General features: G+C 56.7%; 16 protein-coding genes and 1 tRNA gene. 6 read left to right on the forward strand and 11 right to left on the reverse strand.

The annotated features are described in order from the left end of the window. Positions 1-47: 47 nt before the first annotated feature. The 4 genes from groL to H586_RS0102385 all read right to left on the reverse strand — a co-directional run bounded on the left by groL (position 48) and on the right by H586_RS0102385 (position 5,964). Positions 48-1,694, reverse strand: coding sequence for a chaperonin GroEL (groL, locus tag H586_RS0102370; protein ID WP_011368336.1), 1,647 nt, complete (start codon positions 1,692-1,694; stop codon positions 48-50). Positions 1,695-1,742: 48 nt separating this feature from the next. After that, positions 1,743-2,030 (reverse strand): co-chaperone GroES, encoded by a 288-nt coding sequence (groES, locus tag H586_RS0102375; protein WP_011368337.1) that lies wholly within the window; start codon positions 2,028-2,030, stop codon positions 1,743-1,745. A 369-nt stretch (positions 2,031-2,399) separates the two neighbouring features. Next, positions 2,400-3,725: a Na+/H+ antiporter NhaC family protein gene (locus tag H586_RS0102380; RefSeq protein WP_011368338.1), complete on the reverse strand. Its 1,326-nt coding sequence runs from the start codon at positions 3,723-3,725 to the stop codon at positions 2,400-2,402. 301 nt (positions 3,726-4,026) lie between these two features. Further along, positions 4,027-5,964, reverse strand: coding sequence for an ATP-binding cassette domain-containing protein (locus tag H586_RS0102385; RefSeq protein ID WP_027181266.1), 1,938 nt, complete (start codon positions 5,962-5,964; stop codon positions 4,027-4,029). Positions 5,965-6,117: 153 nt separating this feature from the next. Here H586_RS0102385 and H586_RS0102390 point away from each other — a divergent pair, with 153 nt between their 5' ends. Further along, entirely contained in the window at positions 6,118-6,522 is a 405-nt protein-coding gene (locus H586_RS0102390) for a hypothetical protein (RefSeq protein ID WP_027181267.1), read from the forward strand. Between the two features lie 104 nt (positions 6,523-6,626). Here the strand turns inward: H586_RS0102390 and H586_RS0102395 are convergent, their stop codons facing one another. Continuing rightward, the gene (locus tag H586_RS0102395; RefSeq protein WP_011368341.1) at positions 6,627-7,118 is read right to left on the reverse strand and encodes a YajQ family cyclic di-GMP-binding protein; all 492 of its coding nucleotides are present in this window, start codon (positions 7,116-7,118) and stop codon (positions 6,627-6,629) included. 89 nt (positions 7,119-7,207) lie between these two features. Then, positions 7,208-8,635 (reverse strand): DEAD/DEAH box helicase, encoded by a 1,428-nt coding sequence (locus H586_RS0102400; RefSeq protein WP_011368342.1) that lies wholly within the window; start codon positions 8,633-8,635, stop codon positions 7,208-7,210. A 163-nt stretch (positions 8,636-8,798) separates the two neighbouring features. Here H586_RS0102400 and H586_RS0102410 point away from each other — a divergent pair, with 163 nt between their 5' ends. After that, positions 8,799-9,767 (forward strand): phosphotransferase, encoded by a 969-nt coding sequence (locus H586_RS0102410; RefSeq protein ID WP_027181268.1) that lies wholly within the window; start codon positions 8,799-8,801, stop codon positions 9,765-9,767. 103 nt (positions 9,768-9,870) lie between these two features. Next, positions 9,871-10,512, forward strand: coding sequence for a peptide-methionine (S)-S-oxide reductase MsrA (gene msrA, locus H586_RS0102415; protein WP_027181269.1), 642 nt, complete (start codon positions 9,871-9,873; stop codon positions 10,510-10,512). A 218-nt stretch (positions 10,513-10,730) separates the two neighbouring features. On the opposite strand, the gene H586_RS0102425 is transcribed toward msrA, so the two are convergent. From H586_RS0102425 to H586_RS0102450, 3 genes are all read right to left on the reverse strand, one after another. Continuing rightward, positions 10,731-12,050: an NYN domain-containing protein gene (locus H586_RS0102425; protein WP_011368346.1), complete on the reverse strand. Its 1,320-nt coding sequence runs from the start codon at positions 12,048-12,050 to the stop codon at positions 10,731-10,733. A gap of 545 nt (positions 12,051-12,595) precedes the next feature. After that, entirely contained in the window at positions 12,596-15,376 is a 2,781-nt protein-coding gene (uvrA, locus tag H586_RS0102440) for an excinuclease ABC subunit UvrA (RefSeq protein WP_027181272.1), read from the reverse strand. Between the two features lie 270 nt (positions 15,377-15,646). Then, positions 15,647-16,333 carry a DUF554 domain-containing protein gene (locus tag H586_RS0102450; RefSeq protein ID WP_011368348.1) on the reverse strand — a complete coding sequence of 229 codons (687 nt, stop codon included), beginning with the start codon at positions 16,331-16,333 and terminating at the stop codon, positions 15,647-15,649. A gap of 371 nt (positions 16,334-16,704) precedes the next feature. Between H586_RS0102450 and H586_RS0102455 the strand changes: the two genes are divergently transcribed. Continuing rightward, positions 16,705-16,791, forward strand: a tRNA-Leu gene (locus H586_RS0102455). A 153-nt stretch (positions 16,792-16,944) separates the two neighbouring features. Here H586_RS0102455 and H586_RS0102460 read toward each other — a convergent pair. Continuing rightward, positions 16,945-17,841 carry a LysR family transcriptional regulator gene (locus tag H586_RS0102460; protein WP_034618416.1) on the reverse strand — a complete coding sequence of 299 codons (897 nt, stop codon included), beginning with the start codon at positions 17,839-17,841 and terminating at the stop codon, positions 16,945-16,947. Positions 17,842-17,956: 115 nt separating this feature from the next. Between H586_RS0102460 and H586_RS0102465 the strand changes: the two genes are divergently transcribed. Further along, positions 17,957-18,802, forward strand: a complete 846-nt coding sequence (locus tag H586_RS0102465; RefSeq protein ID WP_027181274.1) for a DUF169 domain-containing protein — start codon at positions 17,957-17,959, stop codon at positions 18,800-18,802. A 67-nt stretch (positions 18,803-18,869) separates the two neighbouring features. Here H586_RS0102465 and H586_RS0102470 read toward each other — a convergent pair whose 3' ends face one another. Continuing rightward, the gene (locus tag H586_RS0102470) at positions 18,870-19,379 is read right to left on the reverse strand and encodes a DUF2179 domain-containing protein (RefSeq protein WP_011368361.1); all 510 of its coding nucleotides are present in this window, start codon (positions 19,377-19,379) and stop codon (positions 18,870-18,872) included. Positions 19,380-20,461: 1,082 nt separating this feature from the next. Between H586_RS0102470 and H586_RS0102475 the strand changes: the two genes are divergently transcribed. Next, entirely contained in the window at positions 20,462-22,207 is a 1,746-nt protein-coding gene (locus tag H586_RS0102475) for a SulP family inorganic anion transporter (protein ID WP_027181275.1), read from the forward strand. Positions 22,208-22,315 lie beyond the last annotated feature (108 nt).

Genomic DNA, 22,315 nt, shown 5'->3' on the forward strand with positions numbered 1-22,315 from the left:
GTAAACTCCGGCCCTGAAGGTTCGGTTGGTGCGACCAGTCGTAGCGACTAGTACATGCCGCCCATACCGCCCATGCCGCCCATGCCGCCCATGGCGGGAGCAGCGGGAGCGTCTTCTTTGGGCTTTTCTGCAATGGCGCACTCGGTGGTGAGCAGCAGAGAAGCAACGGAAGCGGCGTTCTGCAGAGCGATACGGCTTACCTTTTTGGGGTCGATAACGCCGGCGGCGATGAGGTCTTCGAACTCACCGGTGGCAGCGTTAAAGCCGAAAGCGTCTTTGCCTTCCTTCACCTTTTCGCAGATGATGGAGCCTTCGAAACCGGCGTTGGCAGCAATCTGACGCAGGGGCTCTTCGATTGCGCGGCGGATGATGGTGACACCTGCTGCTTCGTCGTCATCAGCGGGCTTCACGTCGTCCAGCACCTTGCAGCAACGGACCAGAGCGGTACCGCCACCGGGGACGATGCCTTCTTCCACTGCAGCGCGGGTAGCGTTCAGAGCGTCTTCCACGCGGTCTTTCTTTTCCTTCATTTCGGTTTCGGTAGCTGCGCCCACATTGATCACGGCAACACCGCCGACGATCTTTGCCAGACGTTCCTGCAGCTTTTCACGATCGTAATCGGAGGAAGTTTCTTCGATCTGAGCGCGGATCATTTTCACGCGGGCCTTGATGGCTTCGCTTTCACCGGCGCCGTCAACGATGGTGGTGTTTTCTTTGTCCACCACGATGCGCTTTGCGTTACCCAGATCGGCAACGGTGGCGTTTTCAAGCTTGATGCCCATTTCTTCGGAGATCACACGGCCGCCGGTAAGGGTGGCGATGTCTTCGAGCATGGCCTTGCGGCGTTCGCCGAAGCCGGGAGCCTTGACGGCCACAACCTGCAGGGTGCCGCGCAGCTTGTTCACAACCAGAGTGGCCAGAGCTTCGCCGTCCACATCTTCAGCGATGATCACGAGCGGACGGTTCATCTTGGCAACCTGCTCAAGCACGGGCAGCATGTCTTTCATGCTGGAAATCTTCTTCTCGTTGATGAGAATCAGAGGCTCGTCCATTTCGCAGACCATCTTTTCAGGATCGGTCACGAAGTAGGGGGACAGGTAGCCGCGGTCGAACTGCATGCCTTCCACGACTTCGAGAGTGGTTTCGAGGCCTTTGGCTTCTTCAACGGTGATAACGCCTTCCTTGCCCACTTTGCTCATGGCTTCGGCAATGATGTTGCCGATGGTGGTGTCGGAGTTGGCGGAAATGGTGCCGACCTGAGCAATTTCCTTCTGGTCGCGGGTGGGCTTTGCAAGGTTGCCCAGTTCCTTCACCAGAGCTTCAACGGCCTTGTCCACGCCACGCTTGATGGCCATGGGGTTACGGCCTGCGGCCACCAGCTTTACGCCTTCTTTGTAGATGGCCTGAGCCAGAATGGTTGCAGTGGTGGTGCCGTCACCGGCGATGTCGGAGGTTTTGGAAGCAACTTCCTTAACCATCTGAGCGCCCATGTTTTCGAACTTGTCTTCCAGCTCGATTTCCTTGGCTACGGAAACACCGTCCTTGGTGATGACGGGTGCGCCGAAGGACTTTTCGATGACAACGTTACGGCCTTTGGGGCCGAGGGTCACCTTGACAGCGTTGGCCAGTTTGTCCACGCCGCGGGCCAGTCTTTCACGGGCCTTGGTATCAAAAACGATTTCTTTGGAAGCCATATTTCTTCTCCTCCTGAAAGGATAGGACTAAGTCAGTGGGAAAGTCAGTTACTGAATGATAGCCAGAATGTCGTCTTCACGCATGACCAGATGGTCAACGCCGTCCAGCTTCACTTCGGTGCCTGCGTACTTGTTGAACAGCACCACGTCGCCGGTCTTCACGGTCATGGCAATTACCTTGCCGTCGTCTGCGGTCTTGCCGGGGCCGACTGCGATCACTTCACCACGGGAAGGCTTTTCCTTCGCGGTGTCGGGAATGTACAGGCCGCCTGCGGTCTTTTCTTCGGACTCAAGGCGCTTAACCAGCACACGATCGTTCAAAGGCTTCAGGTTCATACTCTCCTAACCTCCAGATTATTTAACTCTTTTTGCCCTTTTTTAGCACTCTCTTCACGCGAGTGCCAAAGGAAAGCAGCACATTCACCCACGCACCTGCGGGGGCAGACACGTTAAAAAGCGGCCGGGCAGCCGCGGATGAAGCACCGCATGTTATTCCAATTACCGCAACATGCAGCGGTGCTTAGCTGCAGGGATAATAATCCCCGTTTCCGGTTTGAAAAGGGGTAAATTGCATTTTTTTTGCGGGCACAGCCCCTCAAAGATGTTAACACTCTGTTTTTCAAAATTATTTTTTTATATTTTCCATAAAAAAATGCCACCCCCGGCGGGGGGTGGCACATACATATTCAGGAACAATTCCTGATATTAAGATTTAATCCGGGGCCTGCCCGTCATGATGGCCAGCAGCCCCACAACGGCAAGAATAAAGCAGTAGTAGTTACCGCCGACAACTTCCAGCGGCGATATGCCCGCTATGGAACCGGCAAGCAGCACCTGCGCCGCGTACGGCATGATTCCCTGAAAAACACAGGAGAAAATATCAAGTATGCTTGCGCTGCGGCGGGGGTCTATGCCGTTCTTGTCGGCAATCTCTTTTGCCAGACCGCCGGAAAGAATGATGGCCACGGTGTTGTTTGCCGTGCAGGCATCCGCCACCGAGACAAGCCCCGCAATGCTCAACTCGCCGGTACGGGCCTGATTGTCGCTGCGCGAGCGTGCAGTAAGCGCATCTATACGGCCCAGCAGCCACTTGATACCGCCCTGTACTCTGATCAGTTCGCCCAGACCGCCGATCAGCATGGAAAGAACCATGATTTCCTGCATTCCCTTGAAGCCGTTAAAAATGTCCTGCGAAAATCCTATCAGCGAATATTCCGGCATTGTCAGCAGCCCCACAGCGCCCGTAAACACGATGCCGCACGCCAGCACCACAAAGACGTTTACCCCGGCCACGGCCATGCCCAGAATAACCATATAGGGAAGCGCTTTGATAACGCTGTAATCACCGGAAACAGTCACCGCGCCGTCGGCACCCAGCAGGGCGAATCCGGCCACTGCCAGCACGGCCGCGGGCAGGGCTATGTACAGGTTTACACGGAATTTATCTTTCATCTCGCAGCCCTGCGTACGCGTGGCGGCGATGGTGGTATCAGAAATCATGGAAAGGTTGTCGCCGAACATGGCGCCGCCCAGCACAGCGCCCATAAGCAGCGGCAGGCCGATGGTTGTCTGTTCGCCCACGCCCACGGCAATAGGGGCAATGGCGGCTATGGTGCCCATGGATGTGCCCATGGCAGTGGAGACAAAAGCCCCGATAAGAAACAGGCCGGGCAGCACAAAGGCCGGCGGCACAAGATCAAGCCCGAGATTGACCGTGGAACTGACGCCGCCGATGGCCGTGGCCACCGAAGCAAAGGCACCGGCAAGCAGATAGATGAGGCACATGGTTATGATGTTGCCGTCACCCACGCCGCTGATGAAAACCCCGAGCTGCTTGTCCAGACGCTGGCCGCCGCGCAGTTTGCCCAGCAGCAGGCTGAAGGCGATGGCAGGCAGTATGGCTACGGCGGCGGACAGCTGGTAAAAAGCCATTTTCGTGCCGTTGGCCGTCAGCACGGCACCGGTGCCGATAAACAGCGCAAGAAAAAACACAAGCGGCAGCAGGGCCGAAAAAGACGGTTTACTGTTCAAGGTGGTATCCTCCCCCGTTCAGGAATGGCAGCGCGGCAGCCCCTTCACTGCTGCTCGCCGGTCGGCGCAACCGGAGCGCTGGCACGATGATGACACACGCCGTGAATCACTATATCAAACTAAGTTGATAAACTGATATATGAGCACTGCCCCCCTGTCAATGAAAAAGCCGCTCCGGAACACCGGAACGGCCACAGGTGATTTTTTGATACAAAAGCAATGGCAATGCGTCATGGCGCATGCGCGCACGGGTGGATGTCAGAACTATGCTCCTGCCCGTGCCGCCCGCGCAGCAGAACCGTTACTGACCGGGCATGCCGCGCAGGTCGGCGGCACGCTGTTCCGCCTCTTCCCAGCGGGTCAGCAGTTCCATGAGTTCTTCTTCAATGGCGGGCAGCCTTGCGGAAAGCACGGCAAAGCGCTCTGGATTGCCGGTATACAATGCAGGGTCTGACAGTTCGGCTTCCGCCGCCGCCTGCTCTTTTTCCAGCGCTTCCATGCGGAGCGGCAGTTCCTGCAGTTCTTCTTCCAGCTGTTTCAGTTCGCGCTGTTCATTAAACGTCAGCTTGCGCGGTTTTTCCTGCTGCCGCTCCGTTCTGGACTGTCGGGAGGCTGCAGGCTTTTCTTCCTGCACCGGCTGCGGGCGCTGCCGCAGCCAGTCATCGTAGCCGCCCACATATTCATTCACGCACCCGCCGCCCTCGAATGCCAGCGTAGAGGTCACCACATTGTTCAGAAAAGCTCTGTCGTGGCTGACGATGAGCACGGTACCCGAATATTCACCCAGCAGTTCCTCCAGCAGCTCCAGCGTTTCCATGTCCAGATCGTTGGTGGGTTCGTCCATCACCAGCAGGTTGGAAGGACGCGCAAACAATCTTGCCAGCAGCAACCTGTTGCGCTCGCCACCCGAAAGCACTTTTACCGGCAGCATGGTCCGCTCCGGTTCAAAAAGAAATTCTTTCAGATACCCCACAACGTGCTTGCGCACGCCGTTGATCTCCAGGGTGTCGTTACCGCCTGCCACGCTTTCGCGTACGCTGGCCTCATCATCCAGAACATTGCGCAGCTGGTCAAAATAGGCGATTTCCAGTCTGGTGCCGTGCCGGATGCTGCCGCAGTCCGGCTTCAGATCGCCCAGCAGCAGCCGCAGCAGCGTTGTCTTACCCGCTCCGTTGGGGCCGATGATGCCCACTTTGTCGCCTCTGGTAACCAGCACCGAGGCATCGCGGATGACCGGCGCCGTGCCTGCCGGAGCGTCGGGCCAGGTGTAGGATATGCCGTCAGCCTCGATAACCAGCTTGCCGCTGCGTTCAGCCTCCTGCATCTGCATGGTCACGGTGCCCTGCCGCTCGCGGCGCTTTCTCCGCTCGTCCCGCATGGCCTGCAGTGCGCGTACACGCCCCATGTTTCTGGTACGCCGGGCCTTTATGCCCTGCCGGATCCACACTTCTTCCTGCGCCAGCTTTTTATCAAAGTTGGCCCATTCCTTTTCCTCTATTTCCAGCTGGGCCTGTTTGCGCTCCAGAAAGGTGTCATAATCACAGCTCCAGTCGGCCATGCGGCCCCTGTCCAGCTCGATGATGCGTTTTGCCACCCTGCGCAGAAAGGCCCTGTCGTGTGTCACAAACACAAGCGCTCTGGCCCTGCGCAGCAGAAAATCTTCAAGCCATGCTATGGAACTGATGTCCAGATGGTTTGTGGGTTCGTCCAGCAGCAGCAGGTCCGGATCGCTGACCAGTGCGCGTGCCAGCATGGCACGGCGTTTCATCCCGCCAGAAAGACACGAAAAATCGGCATACGGATCAAGCTGAAGGTGGTTGAGCGCGCTCATGATGTCGCCATGCCGCTCCCAGCCGGAGGCAGCATCCACCGCGGCCTGAGCGGCAGAAACCATGCCGTCGTCGTCCGCGGTTCCGGTCTGGCGCATGGCCCCGTGAAATGCGGCCAGCGCCCTGCCTTCTTCGCCCAGCCCCCCGCATACCACGGAATAGACATCGCCCGTGATATCCTGCGGCACGTCCTGTGCCAGAAAGGCCGTACGCACCCCCTGTCCGCGCACGATCTGCCCCGAGTCAGGCTGCATCACACCGGCAAGCAGCTTGAGAAAGGTGGACTTGCCCTGTCCGTTGCGCCCCATAAGGCAAACCCGTTCGCCCTGCTCTATCTGCACAGTCACCTGTTCGAGCAGTTGCGGGCCGTAAAGATTCAATGAAACATCGCGTACGCTGATAAGCGCCATACTATCTCCTTGCGCGGCATGCGCGGGCAGGTTGTAGCGCGTGCGGCCCTCCGGGGCAAGCGCACCTGCCTGTGCAGCGTTGCTAACGCTTGCCGCACATGCGGCGAACGATTACGATTACTCCGTGAACCCATCAACCAGAGGAAGGACGCCATGAACACCAGCGATAACGGATCAACGCGCCCGCGGCATCCCGTAGACGCCCTGTCGACTTTTCTTGAAGATACGGCTCGGCAGATACGCCGGCTGGAGCAACAAGCGGAACACGCGCTGCACGAAAAAAACGATCAGCAGGAGTATCGCAGGCTGCTGGCCGAAAAAACCACAGTGCTCAGCGAACTGCCCGCTCTGGCGGAAGCCCGCGTGGCGGCCCTGCCCGACTCCGTCGCCGGAGCCGTACGGGAACGGCTGGAACGTTTTGCCCAGAGTGCTTCCAACGCGCTGCGCATCGGCTCCATTTTTTACATGTCTGCACTGCTGTATCCGGAACACCACAAGGAAGGCGACAAAAACGATCTTGAACGCTACGCCGACGAAGTACGTGATATCCGCTACTGAGACGGCAGCAGCCAAAAACGGCGCGGCCCCTGCATACACAGCCGGCCGCGCCGTTTATCGCCTTACCTTGCCTCCGCACCGGCGCGGATGCAGCATGTGCAGTGCTATGAACGCATGTTGATAAACTGGAGAGGCACTCCGAAATCGTCATCGCGCAGCAGCTGTATCACATCCTGCAGATCGTCTATTTTTTTACCGGTCACACGCACCTGATCATCCTGAATGGCGGCCTGCACCTTCAGTTTGCTTGCCTTGATTTTCTTTACTATCTTCTGGGCGGTTTCTTTGGAAATACCGTCCTTTACAGCAACACTGCGTTTGACCATGCCCTTTGAGGCTGCCTCAACCTTGCCGAAATCCAGAAACTTGGGATCGACTTTGCGGCGCACACAGTTTGCCAGCAGCATTTCCTGCACGGCACGCATCTTCATGTCATCCGAAGCAAGAATGCTGATGGACGCCCCGCCCTTGTCAAAGCTCAGTTCCGTATTGGACCCGCGGAAATCGTAGCGCGTGTCCACTTCCTTCTTCACGTTGTTGACCACGTTGTCCACTTCCTGCAGGTCAACCTTGCTTACCACGTCAAAAGACGGCATGGCGTTCCTCCCTTATGCTGATGCGCCGCGTTCCTGTCAGGCCGCGGCGTTGTTCTTTTTTTACTGTTGATTGTGCTTCCGGCGCCGGTTCAGGCACCACCGCGTCTTTTGCGGATAATCACCGGCGGCTGGGGTTTCATCACATACTGCCCCGGTTTAGGCTTAAGCGGCGCGGGAGCTTCTCTGGGGACAATACGGAACGCAGGCTTCACCGGCTGCCCGTCCTGATGCATGTCACCCCCGTGCCCCGCATGCGAAGCGACCTTTCTGGCGGCCGCCATCTGTTCGCGCGCTGCATCTTCAAGCAGGCGGCGCACGCGCTGCACACGCTGCGGGCGGGGTTCGCGGCGCAGGCGGGCCGGACGTGCGGCCTCCGTGCGCTGCAACGCGCTGTAGTCAAAGCCTTCCGCGTGCCAACGCGACAACGCACCGCCAAGCACCCGTTCCAGCGTGCGCACCTGCGGTTCATCTTCCTGCGTCACAAAGGTCAGCGCCACTCCGGAATTACTGGCTCTGCCGGTGCGCCCTGCCCTGTGCACGCAGGCTTCTACCGAAGGCGGAAAATCGTAATTGATCACGTACCCCACCTGCGAGACATCTATACCCCGCGCGGCGATATCCGTGGCCACCATAACGCGGAAAGTCCCCCTGCGAAAACCTTCCAGCGCGGCTCTGCGACGCCCCTGCGAAAGGTTGCCCTGCAGGCAGGTCGCCTCTATGCCCGATTTGACCAGCTGCTGCCACAGGCGGCGTGCACCGTGTCTTGTGCGCACAAAAACCAGCACGGAATCGCGGGCAAAAGCACGCAGAACATATTTGAGCAGCGGAGTTTTAAGATGTTTGGGCACCGGACACAGGCTGTGCCGCACCGTGGGGGCTATGGCGCAGGTGTCAAGCTCTATGCGCACAGGCTGCCGCAGACATTCCTCCGCCAGCTCGCGCAGCGGCGCCGGCATGGTTGCAGAAAACAGCATGGTCTGTTTCCGGACGCGGGTGCAATGCAGAATTTCGCGCACATCGGACAGAAAGCCCATGTCAAACATCATATCGGCTTCATCCAGCACAAGCATGTCCACATGAGACAGATCGGCATGACCTCTGCGTACGTGGTCCAGAAGTCTGCCGGGACAGGCCAGCACAATGTCCACTCCGGTACGCAGCTGCACGGTCTGAGCGTGCATGCCCACACCGCCGTACACAGTGGCAGAACGCAACCGGCAGAAACGGGCCAGAGTTTTCACTTCTTCATGAATCTGCGCCACCAGCTCGCGCGTAGGGGCCACAACCAGCGCACGCAAGGTGCCGCGGGCACTTTCGCCCTGCAAAAGAAGACGGTGCAGCAGCGGCAGCACAAAGGCCGCGGTCTTCCCTGTTCCCGTTGCCGCCAGTCCCAGTATGTCCTGACCTGCCAGCGCGGGCGGCAAGGCTTTTTCCTGTATCGGCGTAGGGTTGACAAAACCTCTGGCCGACACCGCTTCAATCAGCGCAGGATGCAGGGAAAAACGGGCAAAGCTCACAGCAGCTCCTGTTTTGACATGATCAAGTTCATGAGCGGAAGACCGGCAGCATACCCCGTCGGGCCTCCGGACGCAACGCACCACGTCTGCGGTTCTTTTTTCTGGACACCCGCCGCAACGCAGGGCACTGTGGGCACGCTGGAACCTCCGGCAGGAAAATATCATGAACGACATCCTGAACCAGTGGAATATCACTGCCGCACGCATAGCGGACGAACATGCCATACCGGGCAGTCCGGAACGCTGCATAGAACGCACCGTCATAGAAGACACCCTCGGCAGACTGTGGCTGCTTGAACGTCTGGCAGCCGCGCAGGCACCGCACAGAGAATCCGTGGCCGCACTGCTGCATTCTCTGCATGCGGCTGGAACATGTGCCGTGCACAGTCCGGCTGCGCTGGCGGCAGGCAGAAAAAACGCTCCGTCATTCATAGCCCGCGTCCGCGGTGCCGCATGGCAGCTCAGTCCGTTCATCACCGGCAGTCCTCTGCCCAGACCTGAATACATTGACCACGCATGGCGCGGAGAGGCAGCCGCGGCCTTCATACATGGTCTGCAGACTGCAGGTAAGCAGTCAGAATCCGTCATGGCGGCGCCCACTCCTCCGTTATCCGCCTACATCGATTCGCTGATGCAAACCATGGCCGCCCGCCATCCCCGGTGCCACCGCTCGCTGGCGGAACCTGCCCGGCACGCCGCCGCGGCGGCTGCACGTCCGGTGCGGCCCGCGCTGGCCCACGGCGACCTGCATCCGGTGAACATCATATGGAATACGCGGCCACAGGCAGATGCCCCCTGTGTGCAGGCCATCGCCGGTGTTATAGACTGGGAATTCTGCGGTCTCAAGGACGTGCTGTACGATGTGTCAAACTGTGCCGGCTGCGCTGGTTTCGAGCACCCGAGCGCTCTGGAAAAAGATTTTGTGCTGGCGCTGATGGCCGGTCTGCTGCGCAACAATGTGCTTTCCGCCGAAGAAATAAAAAGCCTGCCTGCCCATATGGTAGCCCTGCGCTTTGCATGGGTAAGCGAATGGCTGCGCCGTAACGACATGGAAATGCTGCACATGGAAACAGAATACCTGAACATTCTGCTGGATAACGGAGCAAGGCTGGGCAGGCTGTGGGCAGGCTAGCATCTGCCTGTGCAGGCGTGCAAAAAACAACCTCGTGTGGTACATACGGGTACCCTCTGACCACACAAGGCAGAATTTTGCCGCCGCAACCGCAGGAGGACTCATGCTCCGTCATTTCCCGGGAATAATACTGGCTGCCGCACTCATCATCATACCGCTCACGACGCTGTACGCCACAGCAAAACTGCCGCCCGGCAAGCTGCCGGACTCTCCGCCGGAGGGGCTGGCGTATGCCACATTTGCCGGCGGATGCTTCTGGTGCATGGAACCGCCCTTTGACCGGACTCCCGGAGTGCTTGAAACAATTTCAGGCTATACCGGCGGCCACACGGAACATCCGAGCTATGAACAGGTTTCCGCAGGCGGCACAGGACACTACGAAGCGCTGCGTGTGGTCTTTGATCCGCGTCAGGTCAGCTATGACACACTGCTGACCATTTTCTGGCGTAACATAGACCCTTATGATGCATCGGGCCAGTTCTGCGACAGAGGCGATCAATACCGGTCCGCCGTTTTCTGGCACGACGACGGGCAGAAAGAAGCAGCCCTGCGTTCCGTGGCGCACGGTCTGCAGGACGGCAGCCTTGACAAAGCCCCCGCCACTGAAATCCTGCCCGCACAGGATTTCTGGCAGGCCGAAGACTACCATCAGGACTACTACCGCAAGAACCCCGTGCGTTATAAGTTCTACCGCTTCAGCTGCGGACGCGACCAGCGGCTGGAAGAACTGCACGACAAACGCTGAGCGACAAAAAAAGCAGGCCGGAGAGATATGCCTCCGGCCTGCGTCTGTTACGATGGCAGCTGCGGCGATTCCGCACGCAGCGTGCAAAACGTCGGCAACAGCAGCAGACTGTGTCCTGCGCCGCTCACACCGGACCCGATGGACGCAGCAACGCGGCAGCATTCAGCCGCCGGTCGCCGCTGAAAACCGTAAATACTCCAGTCGTCGCACCGGAACGGCTACTCGTCATAATACTCCGCACGTTCCGCACACGCCGCGTCACGGTCTTCAGCATCTTCATCCGCCCACATATCTCCGGCTGCGCATTTGGGATACAGCCACGACATAAGCAGGTACTCTTCATTACGGTTCAGTTTCCAGTCAGCCAGACTGAGCAGGTCGTATGCATTGCGGATGGCGGACTTGGCCATTTCCTTCACGCTTTCGGGCGAATGTTCGCCGAACCGGTACCCCCCGCGGGCAATGCCCACCAGCAGCCAGTTGACATGTGAGCGTGCCACGGGCAGCCCCTTGCGGACACAACGGTCACGCACATTGCGCGATGTCTGCGTCAGCGAGAAGGCATTTTCCTCCAGTTCATCGGCAATACAGTGCAGCAGGCCCATGAAATGCTCGGGCATCAGTACGGGGTGGTCTGTCTTGCGATGTACCTTTTGCGCAAAATCATAAAGATCCGGATATTTGCTCCTGAACGCGGCGATATTTTCGTCTTCATCCGGCGGTTCGTGTCGCTGCGGGTCGTACAGATAGCCGGGCACCTGCTGTGAATGCGTGTATTCCGTCAGATTCATGCGTTCAAGAAACGGCATGAATTTACCCAATCCCATCCATTCATGGTCCAGTCCCAGCTCTTTACGCACCAGATAGGCCAGAACCGCCAACGGTACGGGTTTGGGCTGCTTCTGCATATAGTTACGCACCACCTGAGCTCCGCGCCGCACCATCTCATCCACATCAGCCGGGCGCACCACTCTGGCCGGATAGCTTTCCGGCTCGGCATCGCGCAGGGCTTCGCCGATAAACATATCTTCGCGTATGCGCCAGGCACTGGCGGCCGCATACGCCGGCGATGTGAACCCCACCGAGAGCACCAGCGTTTTGCGCGCATGTTCGCGCAAGCGTATAAGCAGCGGGGTAAAATCGGCATCGCCGGACAGAATGATGAACTCATCAAAATAGGTGGGGTGCGACAGAGCATCCAGAGCATCTATGACCAGATGGATGTCCGCGCTGGTCTTACCCTGTTTCGTCAGGGGAGGACAGTCTGTGACGCTGAAGGCATTACGAACAAAATGCGGCCTGAAATCTTGAAATATCTGCGGATTAAGATAACAGCACCGTTTAAGTATGCGCCGCCGCACGCCATCGCCATGCAGCATACGCAGCGCATGGTGCTCCAGCCAGCGCATCCAGCGCTGCGGGTCGGTGGCAAAAAGATACCCGTACTGGGGGTCCTGTTCTGCAAGGCGGGTGTAAATGTTATCAAAGTCAACAAACAAAGCACTGTAAACTTCTTTAATACTACCAGATGTTTTCATCGACACTCCAGACAAATAAAAAATAAGCAAGCAACATACATAAGCGGGGGCGTATGCTTATATCAAAGCATATACACCGGGCAAGCGTAAAACAGATACATACCATAGCAGTGTTCCGCCGTCATGACAAACATATCTGCGATACCGCCTGTATCTGCCGGTGGCACCACTGCCCGCGGCTTATGCTGACTGCCGCTCCGCATTCCCGCAACCGGCAGCCTTGTACAGCAATCATGGCCGCAGTGCATCCGGCGCTGTAAGCAACCGCACGCTGACAACATTACTGCAGTGCAACCCGTTATAAAATGATCGGACACTCTCATACAGAATTTCCGCCCCCGCCGGACTGCCATATTATATCATATGCAGCCTGCCCTGCAGCGCGCACTCTGCACGGCAGGCTTTCTTCAGCTGTTTTTTACACACAGCCCGCACGCTGCAATGCAATCCACCCGCGCGTCCCTTTTCTGCAGCACACAAAAAAGCGCCGCAGCGGAATTTCCGCTGCGGCGCCGGATTACGCCGGAACACAGACAGGCGGGCCGCTAGCGCCCTGCCGCCTTGACCGCCACGGCCTCGTGCTTCAAAAAACTTCCTGTAACAGAAGCCGGATCGGCCATGATTTCTTCGGGAGTACCGCTGGAAACAATACGCCCTCCGTATTCACCCCCGCCCGGCCCCAGATCGATGACAGTGTCCGCCGCCATGATGACATCGGTGTTATGCTCGATGACAACCACCGTGGCACCTCTGTCCACCAGCTGATGCAGCACCCGGATAAGTTTGCCGACCTCGTGCATGTGCAGACCTGTTGTCGGTTCGTCAAGAATATACAGCGTGCCGGGCAGACTGCGTTTGCCCAGTTCCCGCGAAATCTTGATCCGCTGGGCCTCGCCGCCGGACAACGTGGTGGCAGGCTGCCCCAGCCGCAGATATTCAAGCCCCACATCCTCAAGCACGGCAAGCCGTCTTTCAAGCGCAGGGTAATTTTCAAAAAACGCCTTTGCCTGACGCACAGTCATGCCCAGCACATCGGCAATGTTCATACCCTTGTAACGGACTTCAAGCGTTTCATGGTTATAGCGCTTGCCACCGCATACATCGCAGGTCACATAGATATCGGGCAGAAAATGCATCTCCACACGTATCTGCCCGTCGCCGCCGCAGGCTTCGCACCGCCCGCCGCGCACGTTGAAGCTGAACCGCCCCGGTTTGTAACCGCGTTTGCGGGCATCGGGCGTCATGGCAAAAATATTGCGGATTTCATCAAATATCTTTGTGTAGGTGGCGGGGTTGGAGCGTGGAGTACGCCCGATGGGCGTCTGGTCGATGGCCACCAGCCGTTCGATGTTCTCCAGCCCGTCTATGCCCCGTATCTGCCCGGGGCTGTCCACTTTGATGGACTGATGCAGTGCGATATGCTTGTACAGCGAATCAACCACAAGCGAGCTTTTGCCCGATCCGGAAGGACCGGTGACGCAGGTAAGCGCCCCCAGAGGAATTTCACAATCGATATCCTGCAGATTGTTGGTGGTCACCCCGCGCAGGACAATGCTGCCGCTGCCCTGCCGCCGCTTTTCCGGCAGCGGGATGGTCATCTCGCCCCGCAGATAGCGGGCCGTCAGCGAATCCGAATCGCTCAGCAACGACTTCACACTGCCGTTGAACACTATTTCGCCGCCGAGCATTCCCGAACCGGGGCCCAGTTCCACCACCGTGTCGGCTTCCAGAATGGTGGCTTCGTCGTGTTCCACCACAAGTACGGTATTGCCCCTCTTCTGCAGGCTGCGCAGCGTACGGATGAGCCGCTCATTATCCTTGGGGTGCAGGCCGATGGAGGGTTCGTCCAGCACATAGGTAACCCCCACAAGACCGGATCCCAGCTGCGAAGCCAGCCTGATGCGCTGAGCTTCTCCGCCGGACAGCGTGGACATGTTGCGGCCCAGCGAAATATAATCAAGCCCCACATTCTCCATGAACCCGAGGCGGTGAGTCAGTTCCTTGAGCAGCGGCTCGGCAATGACCGCCTGCGATTGTCTGAAATCACGCCCGCGCAGCCATTCAAGCGCACGGGTTATGGACAATGAGCAGAACTGCGAAATATTCAGATCGTCCACTCGGACGGCCAGTGCTTCCGGTTTCAGCCGCGCGCCGTCACATGCCGGACACGGATGCGACTGCCGGTACCGCGAAAGTTCGTCACGCCACTGGCTGCCCAGCTGCATTCCCCTTTCCAGCAGCAGAACCACTCCCGGCCAGCCGGTCTCCTTTTCTCCGTGAAACAAGGCATTCCACGCCTTTTCGGAATACTCGCGAAACGGCGTGTCGGCAGCAAACCCCAGTTCTTTGCCCAGCGCTTCAAGAGCAGGTTTGTACCGCTCGAATACTTTAGGATTTTTCCACGGCAGCAGGCCGCCGGACGCAAGCGACAGGCCCTTGTTGGGGGCGAGAAGATTGGGCTCGAAATAATCGATGCTGCCTATACCGGAACACCGCGGACACGCCCCTTGCGGGCTGTTGAATGAAAAAAGCTGCGGGCTGAGCGGCGGCAGGCTGAGCTTGCAGGTGGGGCACACAGATTCGGTGCTGTGCACCTGTTCTGCCCCGCCGGGAATACTGACGATAAGTCGCCCCTCGCCAAAACGCAGAGCCAGTTCCACAGAATCCGCAAGGCGTCCCCGTATGCCGTCTTTAAGCACCAGCCGGTCCACCACCAGATCAATGGAATGCTTTTTGTTTTTTTCAAGAGCCGGCACCTCGTCCAGCGTCATAACTTCGCCGTTCAGCCGGACACGCACAAAGCCTTGTGCTTTCAGCCTTTTAAGCCTGTCTGCATGCGTTCCCTTCTGGTGTTCCACCAAAGGCGCCATGACCATGAACTTGGTGCCCTGCTCCATGGACAGAATATCGGCGATGATCTCGTCCGCGGCACGCGCGGCAATGGGCTTGCCGCACTTGGGGCAATACATCATGCCCAGCCGGGCATAAAAAACACGCAGAAAGTCGTACACCTCGGTCACTGTTCCTACTGTGGAACGCGGGTTACGCGAAGTGGACTGCTGTTCCAGCGATATGGCCGGAGACAACCCCTCGATCTTATCCACATCAGGCTTGTCCATCTGGGGCAGAAACTGACGCGCATAGGCGGAAAGCGATTCCACATAACGCCGCTGCCCTTCGGCATAGACAAGGTCGAACGCAAGGGTGGATTTGCCCGAACCGGACGGACCGCAGACTACGACCAGTTCGTCTCTGGGAATATCCAGCGTCAGGTTTTTCAGGTTGTGCTGACGGGCACCTTCTATATGAATGCAGGGTTTGCTCATGAATTCTCCGTGTGCGCATTAAGCGGCGCCCTGAGAATATTCCGGCGCCGGACGCTTAATGATAATGCCTTACAATAGAAGAGCAAGGGATGAATGTTTTTTATTTGTGTCCGCCATCAAAAGCCCGCACCACAGGGACTCCGGCCTGTCCCGTGCCGGTGCACCGCATCGGACGGCACGCAAAAAACTGTACAGCGCGCAGAAAGACACGGGCGCGCAATACGCGCGCCCGTGAGCATAGCAGAAAGTTCAGCCGCCGCACCAGCGGCGCTACATGAAAAAGTAGGAAAGAACGCCTGCGTAAACCAGCGAGGGCAACAGGTTGGAAAGAGGGATGCGCTTGACGTCCAGAAGACCCAGCGCAATGCCCAGAATCATCAGGCCCCCGGTTGCAATAATCTCATTCATCATTGCCGGAGTGAGCATGGGCTGGAGCACACCCGCAAACAGGGTGAGCGCCCCCTGATAAAGAAAAACGGGAACGGCGGAAAATAAAACGCCGGAACCGAAACTGGCCGCCAGCGGTACAGAGGCAAAGCAATCCAGAATGGACTTGGTGTACAGCAGTGTCCGGTCTCCGCGCAGTGCCTCGTCAAACGGCCCCAGTATGGCCATGGAGCCGATGACAAAAAGCAGCGTGGCAGAAACAAACCCGTCAACAAAACGTAAATTGTTTGATTTCAGGCGCTTTTTAAGACGCTCGCCCAGACTGTTCAGTCCCCGTTCAATCTGAAGCAGTTCTCCCGTGATGCCACCCAGAAGAATACTGAACACCAGAATCAGAGGGTTCTGGGTTTTCAGCGCCATCTGCATGCCGATAACCAGCGTCGCCAGCCCCAGACCACAGAAAACAATGTACCGCACCCTCTCGGGCAGACGGTTTCCCAGCAGCATGCCGGCGCAGCTGCCCAGCACTATGGCAATAAGGTTAACCAGCGAACCAGTAGGAAAAACCACGTCGAGCCCCCGCAGTTAAAAATGGCACATTCAGCCTGCCCGCATGCAGAATCAACGAGTTCTGATAGCGCAAACCATCGGGGAAATAAACAGGAAATCCCTGCAGCCGCGGCGGACAACCGCAGAAGCCCTTTCCACGACAAGCCATGCGGCAAACAAACCGGCCCCGGTCTGATGCCGCACCGTTTCGGTTTTATATCACCTTTTGCACAGCTATAAGACAACAACATGTTATTCTTATCCTTTCCACAGCGCGAGCCGCGTCTCCGGCCCTGAAACCGAATCACATACAACACGCGTTCCCTGCCTTTTTTACCATCCGGTTATTGACAGCTGCATGCTCTCCATCCTATTAGAACCGTCTCGCATTTGCCGGGATGGTGGAATTGGTAGACGCAGCGGACTCAAAATCCGCCGGTGGCAACACCTTGCGAGTTCGAGTCTCGCTCCCGGTACCAGAAATGAAATAAGGCACTTACAGTCAAAAACTGTAGGTGCCTTTTTCTGTTCCACGGAGTAAAACAGCAACATTGCCATTTTGCCCCGCATTTTTATGGAAGACAGTCACATCAACTGCAGATCCGGCAGACATATCTGCCGGCTGTCAGCGGCTATGGCGCAAACTGCGCCAGTACGTGGTCGACAAACAGGCGCACCCGCATGGGGAGCTGTCTTGATCCCATCACCAGATTCACATCATGAACAAACCCGCCGCTCCAGTCGGGAAGCAGGCGTACAAGCCGCCCCGCCTTTTCATCCGGCCGGGCGCGCTCTTTACGCAGCAGGGCCACTCCGTGACCGGCCAGCAGAAAATCGCGGCACATCTCTACAGAGCTGAAACTGTATCGGGGCACAACATCCACAGTCACCTGCCGGCTGCCATTGTGCATGGGCCACCGCCCGCCGAAACGCTGCAGCACAATGCAGGGCATGCGATGCAGGTCGTCGGGGTCGCGGGGCATCGGATAGCGTTCAAGCAATAAAGGCGAGGCATACAGAAAAGGTTCTATGGTCAGCAGCTTGCGTGTGACCAGAGCAGGCGCAATGGCGTTTCCGGTAACAAAAGCCACATCAAAGGGGGCGGTGCGCATATCCACGGGATGGTCCTGAAACGTCAGCTCAAGACTGATGTCCGGCCATCTGGCTGCAAAATCAAGAAGCACTTTTTTAAGCAGTCCGTCGTAAAGATCAAGAAACATGCATACCCGCACCAGTCCGGAAGGCTTTTGCATATTCAGCACCACAGAATCATACGCCTTCTGCACTTCTTCCAGCACAAAACCGCAGCGGTCCAGCAGGTACGCACCGTTGTCCGTCAATTCGACATTACGCGTATCGCGGTAAAAAAGCAGAACCCCCATACGCTTTTCCAGCAATTTGATACGCCTTGAAAGCGTGGAAACACCTATACCCAGCGCCTCAGCTGCCTTGGAAAAACTTTTCTGCCGGGCCACTTCCACCAGCAACGGCACGTCGTTCAAAAAGTCCTGCACTATTATGCCCACCATCGGAAAAGAGTTTTCTGCAAGCGTTGTTTATTTTATCCATGAGCATGGTATGAAAGGGCATACTGAAAAGCAATCATCTCCGGAGCCAACTTTCACAATAAAACAAGGAGACGATATGACGATGCAACCGGTACTCGACGGCACAGCCACCTTCATGGAACATCTCGGTCTGAATGAAGAGCCTCTGGGAGTATATTACTCTGATGATAAGCCGGAGAATGCGTTCGGCCCTAAAACGGGTGTTCCCATTTCGCGCGAACTGGAAGAAAGCGGAAAGCTGGATATGCGGGAAGTTATGAAGTCGTTCACCTGTGTCATGGGCAGCATATGGCTGGCCAGAAAAAAGCACGGCGCGGCTTTCATCTCGCAGACAGAGTACGGCTGTCCGGGCGGAGTGTATTACTGCGCCATGCTTCAGCCTCATCTGCGGTTCATTGAGCACTATGTTTCCACGGGGTTTGAAGGCACCCCGCTGCAGGGGGAGCGGTATATGCCCGACCCCGACGCCATGCGCAACTTCATTCTTCGTGTGGCACCACGCAAAGCTCCTGCCCGCTACTGCATATTCAAACCGCTGTCGCTGTTCAGTGCTCAAGAAAAACCTGAGTTCATCATATTCTTTGCCCGCCCTGAAGTGCTGACCGGCCTGTTCACACAGACTGTTTTCACCACAGGCGATATGGATTGCGTGGCCTCACCTTTCGGCGCAGGCTGCACCAACATACTCGGATGGCCCTTGTACTATAAAGAAAAAGGCATCGAAAAAGCAGTCATCGGCGGATTTGATCCTTCAGCACGAAAATTTATGAAAACAGATGAGCTGACATTCACCGTTCCGCTGAGCTTATACGAAAAGATGCTGGCTGCGCTTCCGGAGTCCATGTTTACCCATGAGACAGACTGGAAAAACGTCCGCAAAAAAGTAGCCCGCAGTGCAAAAGCATGGGGCGAAGAAGAGTAGAACACGGGTCTTGCCCGCAAACGCGCTATATCCGTGCAGGCCTGCACCACAGTGGTGCAGGCCTGCATCAACCGCCCACGGTATAGGTTTTTCTTATATCATCAACCACCATATAACATTCAGGGTCCACATTGCGGGCAATGCGGGCCACTTCCCCGGCCTGACGTCTGCGCACCTGCACAAACAGCAGATTTACAACACCATCCCGCCCCTGTCCGTCAAAAACCGTCACGCGAAAACCGGCATCGCGCAGCGTGCAGGCAACCGGCCCACCTTCGCGTGTAAACACGCGCACCACCTGTTCGCCAATCTTAAACACCCCCTCCAGCGTGATGCCTGCATAAGTTCCCGACGCAAACCCCAAGGCAAACGCCAGAGATGTCACCGGATCGCTGACCGCACCGATGACGCGTGAAACGGCATACACCCAGATAACGGCTTCGAAAAACGCCACGCTGAACGCCAGCAGACGGCGGCCGCGTATAATCATTACATGTCTGATGGTGCCCAGACATACATCGCACAGACGTGCGATGAAAACAGCCAGCGCAGTCAGCAGACTTGCTGCGGTAATCATATTCACTCCTTCTGCCTGCATTCTCGGCCGCACAAAACCCCGCTGCCTGAAATGCAGCCGGAATGCATAACGCTCTGCAATGTACATAGAAAAACAAAAAGGAAAAAGACGAGAAGTCTTTTCGCGGGCAAAAGACTTAATCTGCATGATATCATCAGGCAACAATCATGGCAACACCGCGCAATGTTTTATCCCGAAACCGGTATAAAACTCTGTGTAACATTCCTTGAACGTCTGAAACTGTCACCATCGTGAATCACTTTTAAAAACAAAAAAAGTGTGTGTTGATTATTTTTTATGAAAGCTAGCAAGATATTTTTCATATTATATATCGATATCAAATCAACAGAAACACCCTAATGACTACATATCGTTTTATCATATGCTGCCAGTCTTTTTGCAAAGCAGAACATGTCATACAAATGATACAACCAAGACTTTGCGTTAATCATCTGCAATGCATAAGTGCCCGCCATCCATAAAGCACACAGCCATAACCACCGTCATCTCCTTCTCCATGGTACTGTCCTCCAGCCGGGCATGCTACCCGCACAAACAGCACAATGTCTGAATCCGGTCCGGCCCGTACAAAACCGCCCCTCTGAGTGCAGCGCATGTCCCGCCATGCGGCACAACCATGCCAGACTCTCATCACCAAACCTGTTCAGCACGTAATGGCAGTTTGCGCCTCATCTGCCCTGACTGCCCCCTTTTTCATGCCCGAAATAAAAACGTTCCACGACCACAACAGGCAGTACACAACAACAGCAACAAAGCGTCAATACAATGCACTTTGCACAATTCTTACCATACAACACATGTACAACAACCTAAAACCATATCATAACGAATCTAAAAGAACTTATGTATGCAAATGCACACCAAAAACAAAATCTCCCTCAGTATTATGAAGCCACACTCCACGACAAGAAACCGTACGTTAAAAAAATCACAATCAAAAAAAGAGTCTTCACCTTGAACATCAAAACTTTAAAAACTTGTCCCACTATTGCCACAACATAAAAAGAGGAGTAGACATGCCAGCCTCTGCGTTCATCGCATATCATTTCAGGAGGCCTTAAATGCATTCTCAAAATGTGGCCTCGGACAGGGAAGGGTTCCTGCCCAAGGCCATTTCTGTTCTCCGTCAGGGATATTCCCGCCAGAACTTCCTGCGCGACCTCGGCTCCGGTGCCACCGTGGGCATAGTCGCCCTGCCGCTGGCCATGGCGTTTGCCATCGCTTCCGGCACCACGCCCGAAAAAGGACTTTTTACCGCCATCGTCGCAGGCTTTCTTATCTCTGCGCTGGGCGGCAGCCGCTATCAGATAGGCGGCCCCACGGGTGCGTTTGTCGTCATCATTTTCAACATCATCTCCAGACACGGTTTTGACGGCCTGCTGCTGACCACCATAATGGCCGGAATCATCCTTATTATTTTCGGTGTGTTGCGACTCGGAACCCTGATCACATTCATTCCCTATCCTGTGACCACCGGCTTTACCGCAGGCATCGCACTGCTCATATTTTCATCACAGATAAACGATTTTCTGGGCATGCGGCTTGATGTGATACCCCCGGACTTTATCGGAAAATGGCAGGCATACTTCGGACATGCTGGTGCCATTGATCCGGTAACCGCAGCTGCCGCCCTGCTGACGCTGGGTATCATCATCGGCGTACGGCAGTTTGTTCCCCGCATTCCCGCTCCGGTTGCGGCCGTGGCAGCCGTATCAGTGCTAGCAGCCGCGTGCGGCGCGCCTGTGGAAACAATCGGCAGCAGATTCGGCGGCATACCGCAGACACTGCCGTCATTTGCCCTGCCCGACTTTTCATGGGCGCAAGTACGCATACTGCTGCCCGACGCGCTTACCGTGGCACTGCTGGCCGGCATTGAATCGTTGTTGTCGTGCGTGGTGGCCGACGGCATGACAGGCAGCCGGCACAACGCCAACACTGAACTGGTAGCACAGGGCACGGCAAACATCGCATCCGCACTTTTCGGCGGCATTCCCGCCACAGGCGCCATTGCCAGAACAGCCACAAACATCAGATCGGGCGCTTTCTCGCCTGTCTCGGGCATGATTCACTCTGCGGTACTGGTACTGTTTGTACTGCTGCTGGCTCCGGCCGCGGGGTACATTCCGCTGGCATGCCTCGCCGCCGTACTTGTTGTGGTGGCGTGGGACATGAGCGAAATTCACAAATTCATGCGCCTGCTGCGCGCCCCGAAGCCTGATGTGCTGGTCATGTGCCTTACATTCGGACTTACAGTGGCCGTCGACCTTACCGTGGCCGTCAATGTGGGAGTTGTTCTGGCTTCTTTGCTCTTCATGCAGCGCATGAGCAAAGTCACGCGCATCCGCGAATCAGATGGCGAGCCTGCCGCCGAGACATGGGCTGAAGAAGAACCCGTAAGTGATGTCCCGCAGGGGGTGCGCATCTATGAAATTGACGGGCCATTCTTCTTCGGTGTGGCTGATAGGTTTAAAAGCGTTCTTGATATCATGGAAAAATCACCGGCCGTCTTTATATTGCGCCTGCGCAAAGTGCCCACAGTAGACTCCACGGCCATCAACGCTCTGGAACTGCTGCATGCCCGCTGCAAAGCCAACGGAACAGTGCTGCTGCTTTCCGGCCTGCGCAAGGCCCCGCTGCAGGAATTACAGCGGCTCGGAACACTGGACATTATCGGCCGCCGCAACATTATGCCGGACATAAACGCAGCCCTTGAACGGGCACGCGCCATCACCGGCACACATGACAGGACACGCAGGCAGCCGGACCGCCACAGCTCATCCGGCCGCACCGCTTCTTCCCTTTCCTGACAATAATAAAGCGCTCCTTAGGGGGCGCTTTATTATTACAGTCCGCCCCGCGGCATCCGGCAGCATATCTCTGTGCACTGCACTCGCCGGCATAAGACCTCCGGCACG

Origin of the sequence: Oleidesulfovibrio alaskensis DSM 16109 (assembly GCF_000482745.1) — a bacterium.
GTDB lineage: Bacteria > Desulfobacterota > Desulfovibrionia > Desulfovibrionales > Desulfovibrionaceae > Oleidesulfovibrio > Oleidesulfovibrio alaskensis.